At 71.3% G+C, this 13397-nt stretch carries 14 protein-coding genes; 10 read left to right on the top strand and 4 right to left on the bottom strand.

Annotated elements, in window-relative coordinates:
• Nucleotides 1–118 precede the first annotated feature (118 nt).
• Nucleotides 119–997, bottom strand: a complete 879-nt coding sequence (locus ET471_RS00835; protein ID WP_129186172.1) for a hypothetical protein — start codon at nt 995–997, stop codon at nt 119–121.
• Nucleotides 998–1338: 341 nt separating this feature from the next.
• On the opposite strand from ET471_RS00835, the gene ET471_RS00840 reads away from it, so the two are divergent.
• From ET471_RS00840 to ET471_RS00885, 10 genes are read left to right on the top strand one after another with little or no spacing between them, the layout of a single operon-like run.
• Complete coding sequence (locus ET471_RS00840; protein WP_242496480.1) at nt 1339–2250, top strand: bifunctional DNA primase/polymerase; 912 nt, start codon at nt 1339–1341, stop codon at nt 2248–2250.
• Entirely contained in the window at nt 2250–2654 is a 405-nt protein-coding gene (locus ET471_RS00845) for a hypothetical protein (RefSeq protein WP_129186174.1), read from the top strand. The genes ET471_RS00840 and ET471_RS00845 overlap by 1 nt, the downstream gene beginning before the upstream one ends.
• Nucleotides 2654–3514 (top strand): hypothetical protein, encoded by an 861-nt coding sequence (locus ET471_RS00850; RefSeq protein ID WP_129186175.1) that lies wholly within the window; start codon nt 2654–2656, stop codon nt 3512–3514. The genes ET471_RS00845 and ET471_RS00850 overlap by 1 nt, the downstream gene beginning before the upstream one ends.
• The gene (locus tag ET471_RS00855) at nt 3507–4478 is read left to right on the top strand and encodes a ParB N-terminal domain-containing protein (protein ID WP_129186176.1); all 972 of its coding nucleotides are present in this window, start codon (nt 3507–3509) and stop codon (nt 4476–4478) included. Before ET471_RS00850 ends, ET471_RS00855 begins: the two co-directional genes overlap by 8 nt.
• Nucleotides 4475–5176, top strand: coding sequence for a hypothetical protein (locus ET471_RS00860; RefSeq protein WP_129186177.1), 702 nt, complete (start codon nt 4475–4477; stop codon nt 5174–5176). The genes ET471_RS00855 and ET471_RS00860 overlap by 4 nt, the downstream gene beginning before the upstream one ends.
• A gap of 5 nt (nt 5177–5181) precedes the next feature.
• Nucleotides 5182–6435 (top strand): M23 family metallopeptidase, encoded by a 1254-nt coding sequence (locus ET471_RS00865; protein WP_129186178.1) that lies wholly within the window; start codon nt 5182–5184, stop codon nt 6433–6435.
• Nucleotides 6436–6446: 11 nt separating this feature from the next.
• Nucleotides 6447–6707: a DUF6112 family protein gene (locus ET471_RS00870; protein ID WP_129186179.1), complete on the top strand. Its 261-nt coding sequence runs from the start codon at nt 6447–6449 to the stop codon at nt 6705–6707.
• A 53-nt stretch (nt 6708–6760) separates the two neighbouring features.
• Nucleotides 6761–7093, top strand: coding sequence for a DUF6112 family protein (locus tag ET471_RS00875; protein ID WP_242496357.1), 333 nt, complete (start codon nt 6761–6763; stop codon nt 7091–7093).
• 29 nt (nt 7094–7122) lie between these two features.
• Nucleotides 7123–8373 carry a TrbL/VirB6 family protein gene (locus ET471_RS00880; RefSeq protein ID WP_129186180.1) on the top strand — a complete coding sequence of 417 codons (1251 nt, stop codon included), beginning with the start codon at nt 7123–7125 and terminating at the stop codon, nt 8371–8373.
• Nucleotides 8370–9857: an SCO6880 family protein gene (locus ET471_RS00885; protein ID WP_129186181.1), complete on the top strand. Its 1488-nt coding sequence runs from the start codon at nt 8370–8372 to the stop codon at nt 9855–9857. Before ET471_RS00880 ends, ET471_RS00885 begins: the two co-directional genes overlap by 4 nt.
• A 129-nt stretch (nt 9858–9986) precedes the next feature.
• Here ET471_RS00885 and ET471_RS00890 read toward each other — a convergent pair whose 3' ends face one another.
• From ET471_RS00890 to ET471_RS00900, 3 genes are all read right to left on the bottom strand, one after another.
• A complete protein-coding gene (locus ET471_RS00890; RefSeq protein ID WP_129186182.1) occupies nt 9987–12194 on the bottom strand; it encodes a hypothetical protein in 2208 nt (735 codons plus the stop codon).
• The gene (locus ET471_RS00895; RefSeq protein ID WP_129186183.1) at nt 12185–12847 is read right to left on the bottom strand and encodes an ABC transporter ATP-binding protein; all 663 of its coding nucleotides are present in this window, start codon (nt 12845–12847) and stop codon (nt 12185–12187) included. Before ET471_RS00895 ends, ET471_RS00890 begins: the two co-directional genes overlap by 10 nt.
• A 170-nt stretch (nt 12848–13017) precedes the next feature.
• Nucleotides 13018–13371 carry a hypothetical protein gene (locus ET471_RS00900; protein WP_129186184.1) on the bottom strand — a complete coding sequence of 118 codons (354 nt, stop codon included), beginning with the start codon at nt 13369–13371 and terminating at the stop codon, nt 13018–13020.
• Nucleotides 13372–13397: the final 26 nt, after the last annotated feature.

A 13397-nucleotide genomic window follows, 5' to 3' on the forward strand; every position in this document is an offset into this window, starting at 1 on the left:
TTGCACGGCCACCTGGTGAGAGGTCACTGGCTGGCGTCGCCCTCCTCGTCGACCTCGTCGGTGTGGTCGGGCTCGATCCCAGCGGCGATCCTCTCGACGTCGGAGAGGGCGTAGCCCCTCACCGGCGTCTTTGACGCCGATGAGTAGACAAAGACCATGCGGCAACGAAGAGCATCGCCATCTGGAGTGCTGAGAACCCTGGCAGCGCCGTCCGCGGCATCACGACTTCCTCGGCGTGAGCGGCTGGCGCACCGCGCTGTAGCTGTTTGAGAAGCGTGCCGAGGCTTGACTTGTAGTGCACGAGAAACCCGGCGACGATGCAGGCCGCGAAGGCGGCGAGGAGGGCAATACTCTGGCCGGCGCTGGAGATGGCTTCGACGCCGTGGAGCGGAGCTAGCGGGAAGATCGCGGCCGCGAAGATACCGAACAATGGCGCCATCATCATCAGGGATCGGAAGAGGGCGAGGCGGTGCCCGAGATCGGCGGCCGCCACGGGACCAACCCATCTGGTCACGAACTCGATGCGGTCGACGGTGCGCCCGTGCCAAGCGGACAAGGCGATGGCCAGCACGCTCACGGCGAGGATTAGGAACAGCCAAGCCATGATCGCAGCATTCCAGGCCTCGGTCTGCACCTCGCCCAACACTACGGCGCTTGCGTCGACCTCGGACTTTGGCAGGTGGATATCCGCCGTCCTGACTGCGAGGCCGCTACAGACCAAGAGCGCGGAGAACCCGACTGCCCGGGCGACGTCCCGCAGAACCACCGGCGGGTACTTCAACGCGGACACCAGAAGGAGCGAGCGCTCCTCAACCTGCTCAGCGAGTGCCGTGCGGGCCGGGCCATCCGGCAACTGCCCGAGGAGCGTGGTCTCTTGATGGAGTTGTCGACGGAGCCGTCGCGTGAGTGAGAGGTCCTGCACGGCTGCCAGGAGCGCAGCCGCAACCGCACCGGCAACCGGAACGATCGCCGCGCCGTAGAGAGAGGAGAGATCCATGTGCTAGATCACACCAGCGCTCGGTGACAAGAGCGCTCATCGTGGCGTCCCACCGACCAGAAACGGCCCGCCCGTGAGGCGGTGAGGCAACCGTGGGACGGCTCGAGGCGACGGCCAGGAAGAACTATCCATCAGCCGGCGTCTCTGACACCGCCGCTCGTACCTCGACCCGGTGAGCGCTCCCAGGGGCCCATTGGCCGACCGCCAAAGGCCTGTAGTCAAGGAACTCGGCCCTTCCTACGAGCGCGGGTCTGACCTGCACGAATACCGCGGGTGGTGGCGTGCACGTGGTCGTGCACGTGGTCGTGTACGGGGTGCACGACCTGGCGAACGTGGCGGTCATGGACAGGCACTCGGCCTCGACGCTGGCGGATCCGTCGCCGCTGCTTCGTGCCGCGCGGACCGCGTCGTTGCCCGCGGCTGCTGCGGGGCTCGCGGCTGCGGGTGTCCCGGTGTTCCCGTGTGCGCCGACGGCCAAGTTCCCGCTGACGCAGCGTGGGTTCTTGGATGCCACGACGGACCCGGATCAGGTGGCGTCGTGGTGGCGTAAGCGGCCGGACGCGAACATCGGCGTGCCAACCGGTGAGCGGTCGGGGCTCGACGTCGTAGATATCGACCTCAAGCCCGACGCTTCGGGGTTCCCGGCGTTCGAGCGGGCCCGCCGGCGGGGCCTGGTGTCGGGGTGGGCGACGGTGGTCCGGACGCCGTCGGGCGGCATCCACGCCTACTTCGCGCACACGCTCGGTGTCGAGCAGCGGTCATGGACCTCGCCGCGCACACACGTGGACTTCCGTGGCGACGGCGGGTACGTCGTGGTTCCCCCGTCGCTGTGCGTGACGCCCGCCGGCGTGCGCGCCTACGAGCTCGTGACGGCGTCCCCTCACGCGGCCGGTCCGGTGGACGCGGCGGCGTTGCGGGCGTTCCTGGACCCGCCGCGTCTCTCGACCTTTGCGGGCGGCCCGTCATCGACAGCACCCGGAGTGGGTGCGAGCCCCGAGCGGTTGGCCGCGTGGGTCGCGACCCGGCCCGAGGGTGGACGCAACGCGGGCCTGTTCTGGGCGGCGTGCCGGATGGTCGAGTCCGGCTTCGACGTGCGCTCGACCGTCGGCGTGCTGGGCGAGGCCGCCCAGCATGCCGGACTGGCGGCCCGGGAGATCGAGACGACGATCCGGTCGGCGTTCCGCCGCGCCGCTCCCCTTCCCGACCTGGGCGACGGTGCACGTCGCCCGGCTACCACCCCGGAGGTGTCCTGATGAGCGAGATCCAGCCCGCGCCCGGCGAGAAGTCCGGCCCGCCGCCGCACCCGATGCCGGCGCGCGAGCCCGCCGTCACGACCCCCGATCCGATGGCGGTCCACCGCGACCCGTCGCGCAAGCCGTCGGCGACGGGCGCCACGCTCGCCTCGCGCGCTCGGGTACGTGGGGACTACCAGTGGGTGCGTCTGGCGGACCTGTCGCTGGCGGCGGGCCAGTCGGTCGTTGGGCGTGGCATCAGCCTGGAGCTGGCGTTGGCCCGCCGGGTGAACCGACTGCCGGTCGATGCGGTCAACGCGATGCGTAGCGGCGCCACCGACCGCGCAGAGAGGACGCCGTCGGCCCCGCTGGGCCTGTCGACATCGTCCACTCGGATGGAACCAGCACCGGGGGTGTCGCTGTGATGACAACGGCGGCGACCACCCGGGATCTCGCGGATCGCGACCGGCTGCGCGAGCTGTTGTGGGAGCTGAGCACGAACCCGGCCCGTTCGTGGTCGAGCGACCCGGACGCCGCGGCTCTGATGGAGTTCTGCGCTGGCAAGTATGCCGCCCTGGCGCGCTCGTACGGGCAGAGCCCGCACGACGCCGTGGTGGCTGCGTTCTTCGAGCTGCGGCGCCCGCGGCTACTCGAGAAGGACGACCCGTGGGGGTTCGTCACCACCTCGGTCGAGGCGGCGCTCAAGGCCGCCCAGCGCGGCGACGAGCTGCTCGTCGGGGAACGCGCCGCACGCCACCGGCAACCGGCGGACGTGCACGAGGCGCGGCGCCTGGACGCCGAGTCGTGGGCGGTCCTTGCCGACGTCCTGCCCACCGAGCACACCCCCGCACCGGAGACGGGTTGCGCGACGCGCGCCGGGCAGGTCGCGCCCGGGGAGGTCGACGACGCGGTGCGCGCGGCGGTGTGGGTGCTGGCCGCGACCGGGTGGGATCCGCGCACGGCGGCAGTTGCGATGGACTACATCACCGACCGGCTGACCTCCGCCGGGTCGCTGGACCGAGCGCACGCGTACCTGCGCAAGGACGCCCACGCGCTGGTGTTGCTGGACATCTCCCAGCACCAGTGGCTGGCCCTGCTTGCCGCCGTGCTCGGCACTCCCGCCCCCGGCCTGAACGTCGCGGCGACCGGTCAGGGGCTGCTGATGCGGCTCATCCTCGGGCAGCCGGCCTGGGACCTGCTGCGCGACGAACGCCTCGCCGCGCTGCTCATGGCCTCGGATCCGGGCCGTCCCGCGACGACGTCGGGGGTGGTCGCTGATGAATGAGACCGCCAGCGGGTACCTCGACGTCGACCGGGCGGTCGACTCGATCCAGGTCGGTGCCCGCCACCGTCACGACCTGGGCGACATCGACGCCCTTGCCGAGTCCATCCGCACCCTGGGTCTGTTGCAGCCGATCACGGTCACCCCCGACGGGGTGCTCGTGTGCGGGCTGCGGCGCCTGGCCGCGATCAAGCAGCTCGGCATGCGCACCACCCGCGTGTGGGTGCGCACCGGGATCTCGACCGGAGTGCAGCACCTGTTGGCGGAGAAGGACGAGAACACGCTGCACAAGCCGCTGTCGATTGTCGAGGCCGCCGCCGTGTACCGGGAGATCAAGACTCTGCTCGCGGAGGACGCCGCCCGACGTCAGGCGGGCACACAGTTCTCGACCGCACGTCAGCCCGGCCGCATCACCGGCCCGGCTGACGGTGGTGGCAGATTGCCACCACCGTCGAGGGACGCCGCCAAGTCGCGCACGCAGGCTGCGCGGCTGGCGACCGGGTCCGCCGCGTACAAGCGGTTGGAGGCCGTGGGCCGCCTCGAGCGGATCCGTGACGACGCCCAGCAGCGCCCGCAGATCCGCCAGCACGCGGCCGAGGCGCTGGAGAAGGTCGAGGCCGGGGCGCCCGTGCTGCCGCTGTACGAGCTGATCAAGTCCGAGATAGCCACCAACGTCTACGGCCCCGCCCGCCCCACCCCGGACCCCGACAGGGAGGTTCGGGCGGCGGGGACGGCGACGTCCGACGGGGGTAGACCGGGGCTGACGAAGGGCACGGTGCGCAGGTTCCTGCTCATGGTCAACTCCCTGGACGGGTGGACCGACACCTTCGACGCCGACCAGATCGGCCGCGGCCTGTCCGCCCAGGAGTGGGCCACCTTCGAGCGGGTCCTGGACGCCCTGGGCAAGTTCGCCGTCGTCGCCCGCGCCGGCCGCGCGGCCGCCGACGCCCACCGGGTGCAGCCATGATCGCCGCGGCCGGCGCCTGCCTTCATGGCTCGTACCGCGTGCACCGCATCCTGGTCGCGGCCCTGGCGGCCGTGCTGGGCTTGGGTGCCGTCGTCACCTCCGCGGTGCTGTGGCACCGACCCGCATCCGACGACCCGACGACACCGGTCACTGTCGCCTCCCCTGACGCCGGCGCGACGGCGGCCGCTCCCCCACCGTCGCCGGCGCCGACCGTGCTTGAGCCCGTTCCCGCGTCCGCCGACCCGGTCGGCTTCGCGGTCGACGCCGTCACGGCCCTGTTCGCGTGGGACACCTCCGCGCCGATCGCGAGGGACGCGTACGTGCAGCGGATCGTCACCGTCGGGGACCCTGCAGGGCTCGAGACCCCCGGCCTGGTCGCCGACCTGACCGCCTACCTGCCCACGGATGCGGCGTGGGCGCAGCTCGCGCGGTACTCGACCCGGCAGTGGCTGACCGTGACCGGCGCCGTCGTGCCCGAGCAGTGGGCCCACGTCCTCGCCTCCACTCCTGAGGGCGCGCTCGCGCCCGGGACGACGGCGGTCACGATCGACGGCGTGCGCCACCGCGCCGGCCTATGGGAGGGGCGCGAGGTCACCGACCGGTTCGACGTCGCGTTCACCGTCTGGGTCGTGTGCCCACCTACCTACCCGGCCTGTCACCTGCTGCGTGTCGGCCGGCTCGACACCCCGATGCGGTGACCGTCATGCGCCGCCTGCTCCTCCTGGTCCCGATCGCCACGGCCGTGCTCCCCACCCTCCTGGTCGGGGTGCTCGCCGTCGGGCTCGTGCACGCCGGGCAGACCTGGTGCACCCCGGCGCCCACCCTCACCGCAGTGCCCGACCACCTGGAGGCCACCACCACGGACGGCACGACCGTCCGGCTGGACCAGACCCAGCTCGCCCACGCGGCGACCATCGTCGAGGTCGGCGGGCGCATCCGCGGCGTCGGGCGCGATGGGCTGCTGGTCGCACTGATGGCAGGGCTGACCGAGTCGCGTCTGCGCATGTACGCCAACACCACCACCTACCCCGCCTCCGCTGGCTTCCCGCACGACGCCGACGGCGCCGACCATGACTCGCTCGGCATCTTCCAGGTGCGCCCCACCGCGGGCTGGGGGTCGGTGCCCGAGCTGATGGACCCGGCCTACCAGGTGCGGGCGTTCCTCGGCGGGCCGACCGGCCCCAACCACGGGTCCCCGCGCGGGCTGCTGGACATCCCCGGCTGGCAAAGCCTGCCGAAGGGCGCGGCAGCGCAGGCCGTGGAGGTCTCCGCCTACCCCGACCGGTACGCCCGGTACGAGCCGGTCGCCGAGGCAATCCTCACCGCGCTCACCACGACACCGGCCGGCGACCCCGCACCAGCGGTCGCGGCCACCGCATCGACCCACGCCCCGCCTGTCACGGGTCCGCCGGTGTCCGAGACGGTGTTCCCGCTGCCCGCTGGGACGTGGACGCGCACCAGCGGGTTCGGCAACCGGCTCAACCCCGTGCTGCACGTGTGGCGGCTGCACGCCGGCGTCGACCTCGCCGCCCCCGCGGGCACCCCGATCCTCGCGACCGCGGCAGGCACCGTGGTCCACGCCGGGCCGCTCGGCGGGCTCGGCAACGCCGTCGCCATCACCCACAACTCGGGCGGGCAGGTGCTGGTGTCGGTGTACGGGCACATCCGCGACCACGGGACTCACGTGAGCGTCGGTGACCAGGTCGCCGCCGGGGACTGGATCGCCGACGTCGGCTCGAGCGGCAACTCCACCGGCCCGCACCTGCACTTCGAGCTGCGCCCCGGCGGGCTCGACCACCCCGCCATCGACCCCACCGACTGGCTCGCCGCCACCCACGCCCGCGACACCGTCGCCGCCCTGGACGCGTTACCCGCCTCCTCCCCCGCCCTGTGCTCGCCGGCGCCCGGCCCGGCAACCGAGCCGACGGTGACAAAGCCGATGGCGGTGGCGGCGTGAGGGGCGGGGCGGTGCGGCCCGACTTCGGGGCCGTCACCAACACCGACCAGATCGCACACCTGATTGGCGGGCTCCTGACCGTCGCCCTGATCACCGCCATCGGTGTCCTCATCGTCGCCGCGGTCACCTGGGCGATCGCGACCGGCACCGGGGCCTGGCAGACCGCGACACGCGCCCGCACCGGCGTCCTGGTCGCCCTCGCCGGCGCCACCCTCACGGGCGCCGCCCTCGCATGGACGAACTGGCTCCTGAACACCGGCGCCGCCCTCTAGCCCCCGCCCCGCCTGCAGCCTGCCCTCCCGACGTCGACGCAAGGAGTACCGCGATGCACCCCGACCCCACCCACCTCGGCCCCGCCCATCTCGGCCGTGCCTCGGCCGTGCTGGCCGACATCTCCATCGACCCCAACACCGACGGGCTGCCCGGCATCGCCGCGCTGCGCACCATCGTCGGCGCCGTCATGACCGTCGGCCTGATCCTCGCCGTCCTCGCGGTGATCGCCGCCGCGATCGTGTGGGCGCTGGGGTCCAACACCTCCAACCCGCACCTGGCCGGGCGCGGCAAGTCCGGCGTGCTCATCGCCGCCGGCGCCGCCGCCATCTGCGGCGCCGCGGTCACGCTCGTCAACTTCTTCTGGGACGTCGGCCAGTCCGTCTGACCCGGCACGACCGGGAAAGGAGACCGCTCATGGACGTGTGCGAGATCCCACCGCTCGCAGTGTTCTGCCAGGCCGCCGACCACGCGACCGCGACCGTCGTCGTGGCGACCCTGCAGTTCATCACCGACCAGGTCGCAGGCGCGGCCGCCACCCTCATGCACGGCATGTGGGCCCTGTTCGAGACCACGACCTTCGTCGACGTCACGAGCGGGGCGTTCACGGGCGTGTACAACATCGTGTTCGGCGTCGCCGTGTTCGTCATGCTCGGCTTCTTCCTCATCCAGGTCATCACCGGCATGCTGCACCGCGACCCGGCCGCCCTGTCGCGGGCCGCTCTCGGACTGGCCAAGGCGGTGCTCGGCTCGTTCGTCGCCCTCACCCTGCTCGCCACCGCCCTGGAGATCACCGACCGGCTGTGCCTGGGCATCATCGCCGCCGCCGGCACCAACCTCGCCGACGTCGGTGACCGCATCACCCTGCTCACCGCCGGCACCACCGCCACCCTCGCGGGCGGACCCGGCGGCGCCATGATGATCGCGCTGCTCCTGGCGGGCCTGGTCGGGACCGCGGCGATGATCCTGTGGTTCAGCCTCCTGATCCGCAAAGCACTGCTGCTCGTCGCGATCGTGTTCGCACCCATCGCCCTGGCCGGAGCGTCCTGGGACGCCACCCGCGGGTGGCTGGGCCGGTGGGCGAGCTTCGTCGTCGCCCTCATCGTCTCCAAGGTCGTCATCGTGGTGTTCCTGCTGCTGGCGACCGCGCAGCTGACCGCGCCGATCAGCACGGACCTGGCCTCACTGTCGGACCCCATCACCGGGGTCGTGCTGCTGCTCGTCGCCGGGTTCGCCCCGTACCTGACCTACAAGGCGATCAACTTCATGGGCTTCGACATGTACCACGCGATGTCCGCCGAGCAAGAAGCGAAACAAGCACTCAACCGGCCGGTGCCGATACCCACGAAGTGGATGAACCGCAGCGAGACCACGCGCATCCTCGACGGCGGGACCACTGGCCCGACACCACCCCGCCCACGTGGCGGCGTTCCGGCACCAGCCGGCCCGGTCTCCGTCGGACCCGCCGCTTCGGGACCGGCCTCCGGAACCGCAGCCGCAGGCACCGGCGGTGCTTCGGCGGGCGCGGGCGCCGCAGCGGCCGGGCCGATCGCCGTCGGCGCCGTCGTCGCGAAGGAGACCGTCGCCGCAGGACCCAAGGCGGGCCGGTTCGTCGCCCGCCAGACCACCGGGCTCACCGACGCCGTACGACAGGAGGACCGGACATGACCGACACCGAGACCCAGCCCCGCGCCGTGAAGTTCTCCCGCCTGGCCCGACGCGGCATCCTGCTCGGGCTGTCCGGGCCGCAGCTGAACGTCCTCGGCGTGGCCGCCCTGCTGCTCGTGGCCGCGCTGTACTCCGGCGGGAACGCCGTCGCCGCCGCCATCCCGGTGCTCGCCGTCCTGATCGCCGTCGCCTTCGCCCATGCCGGCGGGCGGCCCCTGACCGCATGGGCTCCCATCGCCTGGCGGTGGGCTCGGCGCACCATCACCGGCCAGCTTGAGTTCCGCGCGCGCATCGGCCAACCCCGGCCGACCGGGACGCTCGCCCTGCCCGGCGACGCCGCCCGGCTGCGCGAGTACCTCGATCCGCAGACCGGCGCCGCATACGTGCACGACCCCCACGCGGGAACCCTGACCGCCGTCGTCCAGGTCACCCACCCCGGCTTCGTGCTCCTGGACCCCACCGAGCAGGACCGCCGCGTGACCGCGTGGGGGCGCGCCCTGGCCACCGCCTGCCGCACCGGCCGCATCGCCTCCGTCCAGATCCTCGGGCGCACCCTGCCCGACTCGGGAAAGTCCCTCGCCGACTGGTGGCACACCCACGGCACCCGCGACGGCTCCTGGGCCGCCCAGATCTACGAACAGCTCGTCGACCGTGCCGGCCCCGCCGGGCAACGACACGCCTCCACCATCTCCATCGCCATCGACACGCGCACCGCCTCCCGCGCGATCCGAGCCGCCGGCGGTGGCCTGCGCGGCGCCGCAGCGGTGCTGCGCCACGAGCTCGACACCATGACCATGGCGCTGGCCGCTGCCGACATCACCGCCACAGCCCCGCTCGGCCCAGGCGACCTGGCCATCATGCTGCGCACCGCCTACGACCCCGCCGTCGCCGCCACCCTCGAACGCCACGGCGACCTCGGCCGCGACCTCGCCACCGCCGGGCCGCTATCGGTGACCGAGTCCTGGGGGCACCTGCGCTCGGACTCCGCCTACCACGCCGTGCTGTGGATCTCCGAGTGGCCACGCACCCTCGTCAGCCCCGCCTTCCTGCAACCCCTGCTCACCTCGACCGGCGTGCAGCACGCGTTCACGCTGCTGTTCACCCCCGTCCGGGCGGACCTCGCCGCACGCGACCTGCGCAAGAAGAAGACCGAGTACATCTCCGAAGCCGCCCAACGCGCCCGCATCGGGCAGATCGAAGACGCCACCCAGACCGCCGAGTACACCGACGTCCTCCAGCAAGAAGCCGACCTCACCACCGGCCACGGCCTCCTACGCGCCATTGGCCTCGTCACCGTCAGCGCCCCCAGCCTTGACGACCTCGAACGGTCCGTTGCCGTCATCGAGCAGGCCGCTGTCCAGTCCTACTGCGAGACCCGCCGCCTGTGGGGACAGCAAGCACAGGTGTTCACAGTGGCGGCGCTGCCGCTCTGCCACAGCGCAAACTCGAGTCCACTACGCTGGCCGCTCAGTCCCAGGCCTTGAGATCGCGCCCGTGGACGGCGTTCGACGATCACCTCGGTGAGCGAGAAGGCGGCTCCGGACGGGAACTGCCTGAGCGCAGCAACTGGATGAACCCGCAATGGTCCGAGTTCCCCCGGCCAGGCGCGCCCGTCAGATGGTGAGGTCGTCGGGTACGGACTGCCCGGGGAGCCAGGTACGTGCGGCCGTGCTCACGATGGCGGCCACGACCCACCAGACGGCGAGTGATGCCAGTCCGGCGAAGGCGGCGGTGCCGAGGATGACGGCCCAGGGAAGCTCGTATCCGTAGACGGAGGGGCGGATGGGGTATGCGGTCACGGCGCTGGCGGCTACTGCCAGCACGAGCCCTATGACGACCGCGGGCATCAGCCGGACTCCGATGATGGTGGTGATGGCACTCCTGTCGATGCCGACGGTGGTCAGCGGTGCGATCTCGTCGGCCGATCGGATGATCTCTGCGGTGGTGTTCGCGAATGCCCCGACAAGGACTAGGAGCACCCCGACGAGCCCGAAGAACGAGAGCCAGCGTGCTTGGTCGTAGGCGACCATCGAACCGACCAACCAGGAGTCCCCCGGCGTCTCGACCACGGGGAGTGGTGCGATCTCGTCGGTGACGGCCACTGCGAGTTCCACCCGGTCGATCAGTCCGCCGTCGATGCGGAAGAAGTACGTCTCAAGGCTGCCTCCGGCGGGTGCCGACTCTGTCTCGATGGGCGTTGCGCCAAGCCCCACGCTGACGAGGTAGTCCAGCGCGACCGGGTCGATGTCGGCCCGTGCCTGGTCGATTGTGCTCCCCGCCGTCAGCCCGAGGCGCTCGAGAACCTCGTCGCTGGTCGTTGCACGCTGGACGATCTCCGTGTCACTGTCCAGACCATCGAGCCAGAAGTCGACGGCGACAAAGCCGCTCGGAAGGTTGTCCAGTGCATGCAGGGAGCTGCGACCGTCTCGTGCGGTTGCGGCGACGAGGTGCCCGTCGAGGGCGGCGGCCGTCGCCGCCGCGTCGCGGTCGACCCCGAAGCTCATGGCGACCGACGACAGGAGCACGACGATGACCGTGCCGGCGGCGACCACGGAACCTACGCGGACGCTTGCACTGCGATGCCGCTCGAGCTGGCGGACTCCGATGAGTTGCCCTGCTCCCCCGCGGCGGCGCACCCACGCCGACAGCCCGCGGACGGCCAGCCCGAGGATCGCATCGATCAGCCCGGGCAGGGTCACGAGGATGCCGACGGTGATCGCCACGGTCGCGAACAGGATGACGGGTTGGGCCCAGTCGAGATCTGTGCGCACGCTCAGTAGTGCGATCGGGATGAGAGCGCCGAGCATGGTCACGCACAATGCAGCGGACCCGAATCGTGAGCGCTGGCGTGCACGCCCGGCCTTGCGTACCCGGGTCGGCTGGTGGCGGCGGGCGGAGGCGAGAGCGACAGCACAGGCAGCAACCATGCACCCGACGGCGGCGGCTGCGACAACCGCCCCCGCGTGGGGGCGAAGGTCCGAGGCCAGGATCTCGAAGCCGACCATGGGCAGGTGCAGACCCGAGGTCACTGCCCAGGCGGCAAGAGCCACTGCTGCTGTGGCTCCGGCGAGCAAGGCCCACGCGTTACCGGCCAGGATCGCCCGCGCGCGCTGCCATGGGGAGGCCCCGATCCGCTCGAGCACCCTCAGTGCACCACCGACGTCGCGATCTCCCAGGCGAGCACCCCCGACGGCCAGGACGACGCCGCCGATGAGCGGGAAGGGCACCATTGCGGCAAGGAATGTCGTCAGCGGTTGCTGGTAGAGGATCTCCCCGACGACCGATCCGCCGCCGTGCCAGGCGCTGATCGGCACGAAGCTCGACTCGTCGACCTGCTCGGCCGAGCGGAACACGTAGAGGAGTCGCTCGCCTGGGCTGACCAGGGCGGCGCGATCGATGACCGCCGCGATCGGCCCGTACCGTGCGGCGATGAGCCCGCCTTCATCCAGGTCCTTTAGGGCGGCGGACACGGCGATCTGCCCTGGGTCGGGCCACTCGGTCAGCCCTGGAGGAGGAGGCGCACCAGGATCGACCCGCACGTAGTAGTACACGCCGATGTACTGGTGGTCGATGAACTCCCACCCCGTGGCGAGCAACGCCATCGGTGGCACCGCCTCGGACTCGGTCATCTGGCCCGAGCGGGCGAGCGCGCGGTCCATGCGCCCGTCGTACACCGCCGACGCGATGACCGCGCTCGCCGCGACGCTCCCGATCGTCAGCACCGCCAGGGCGATCACGAACGCACGGATCCACCGCACCGGGCCACGCGGCCGGACCAGTCGCGCGAGCACCGCCGCCTTGTGCGGATAGGTCACTGCCATTCCAGCCCTCCCGCACGAAGAACCCCGGTGCGCTGCGCCCTGGCGGCGACAAGAGGTTCGTGGGTCACCACTACCAGCGCGCACGCCCACTGCTTCGGCGCCGAAAACACGACATCGGCGATCTCGTCACGCGAGTCGACATCGAGAGAGCCGGTCGGCTCGTCAGCCACGATCAGCGACGGACGGTTGATCAACGCCCGCGCCAGCGCGGTGCGCTGTCGCTCACCACCAGAGAGCCGGTCCGACGACAGATCGACGTCGCCTACCCCCACCGCTTCCAGGAGTTCGCGGCCACGTGCGCTCGCCTCGGCGGTCGGCACCCCGGCCAGAAGCGCGGGCACGATGACGTTCTCCAGCGGCGTCAACGCGGGCAGCAGCTCGCCGTGCTGAAAGACCGATCCGACGTGCTTCTGCCGCATTCTCGCGGCAGCACGCCGCCGCCCGCCGTCCATCGGTTGGCCGGCGATGTTGATCGTCCCGCTCGCCGGGGCCATCAGGCCCAGCAGAACGTTGAGAAACGTCGACTTCCCTGCCCCCGACGGACCCATGATCGCGACTGCCTCACCGGCCTCCACGCTCAGGGAGACCTGGTCAAGAATCGTTCGCTCACCAAACCGGAAGGTGACCTCCCGGACATCGAGCATGGGTTCCATCGCTCTGCACCTCTCTCAGACATCCAAGGCCCGCGTCTTCACCGTGAGCCAATGCCGGTTGGCACCCGAGGACACGGGCGTCAACCGGCACTGGATCGCCCTAGCAGCCCTGTTGCCGTTGCAGTGACTACACCTGAGCATCGTTCACGCTGTTTTGGCAGACAGTGCTGCTACTTCCAGCTGCCGCACTGCATCCCGCCCAGGAGCGCTCCTGAGCGGCACGCCAGGAGCCCGTTGACGTTGTTCGCGAGGCCCGTCTTCGTCGCCGTCGCGCCGGGGCCGCTCTTGTTGTTGAAGGCGTAGACGGTGCCCCCGCTACCGCTCACCGTGTACTGCGCCTGAACCCAGCGGCCGTCGTCGCTGTTGTCCTTGACGGAGACCGACTTGGTACCAGTCGTTGCCGTGGCCCGCACGACGCCGTCCACGCTGACCGTCGCCGTGAGCGCGTGGGCGGCACCCATGCCGCCGATCGAGAGTGCGCCAGCAACGGCGACACCGATGAGTCGACACACAGACTTCTTCATCTTCCTGATCCTTCCTCGCAGCGCAT

Source organism: Xylanimonas protaetiae (assembly GCF_004135385.1).
Lineage (GTDB): Bacteria > Actinomycetota > Actinomycetes > Actinomycetales > Cellulomonadaceae > Xylanimonas > Xylanimonas protaetiae.

Excerpts from the sequence above, each read along its gene's own strand:
- ET471_RS00860 (WP_129186177.1), top strand. The coding sequence starts at position 4,475 with ATGATCGCCGCGGCCGGCGCCTGCCTTCATGGCTCGTACCGCGTGCAC.
- ET471_RS00845 (WP_129186174.1), top strand. The coding sequence starts at position 2,250 with ATGAGCGAGATCCAGCCCGCGCCCGGCGAGAAGTCCGGCCCGCCGCCG.
- ET471_RS00865 (WP_129186178.1), top strand. The coding sequence starts at position 5,182 with ATGCGCCGCCTGCTCCTCCTGGTCCCGATCGCCACGGCCGTGCTCCCC.
- ET471_RS00835 (WP_129186172.1), bottom strand. The coding sequence starts at position 997 with ATGGATCTCTCCTCTCTCTACGGCGCGGCGATCGTTCCGGTTGCCGGT.
- ET471_RS00885 (WP_129186181.1), top strand. The coding sequence starts at position 8,370 with ATGACCGACACCGAGACCCAGCCCCGCGCCGTGAAGTTCTCCCGCCTG.
- ET471_RS00850 (WP_129186175.1), top strand. The coding sequence starts at position 2,654 with ATGACAACGGCGGCGACCACCCGGGATCTCGCGGATCGCGACCGGCTG.
- ET471_RS00900 (WP_129186184.1), bottom strand. The coding sequence starts at position 13,371 with ATGAAGAAGTCTGTGTGTCGACTCATCGGTGTCGCCGTTGCTGGCGCA.
- ET471_RS00875 (WP_242496357.1), top strand. The coding sequence starts at position 6,761 with ATGCACCCCGACCCCACCCACCTCGGCCCCGCCCATCTCGGCCGTGCC.
- ET471_RS00880 (WP_129186180.1), top strand. The coding sequence starts at position 7,123 with ATGGACGTGTGCGAGATCCCACCGCTCGCAGTGTTCTGCCAGGCCGCC.
- ET471_RS00890 (WP_129186182.1), bottom strand. The coding sequence starts at position 12,194 with ATGGCAGTGACCTATCCGCACAAGGCGGCGGTGCTCGCGCGACTGGTC.
- ET471_RS00840 (WP_242496480.1), top strand. The coding sequence starts at position 1,339 with ATGGACAGGCACTCGGCCTCGACGCTGGCGGATCCGTCGCCGCTGCTT.
- ET471_RS00895 (WP_129186183.1), bottom strand. The coding sequence starts at position 12,847 with ATGGAACCCATGCTCGATGTCCGGGAGGTCACCTTCCGGTTTGGTGAG.
- ET471_RS00855 (WP_129186176.1), top strand. The coding sequence starts at position 3,507 with ATGAATGAGACCGCCAGCGGGTACCTCGACGTCGACCGGGCGGTCGAC.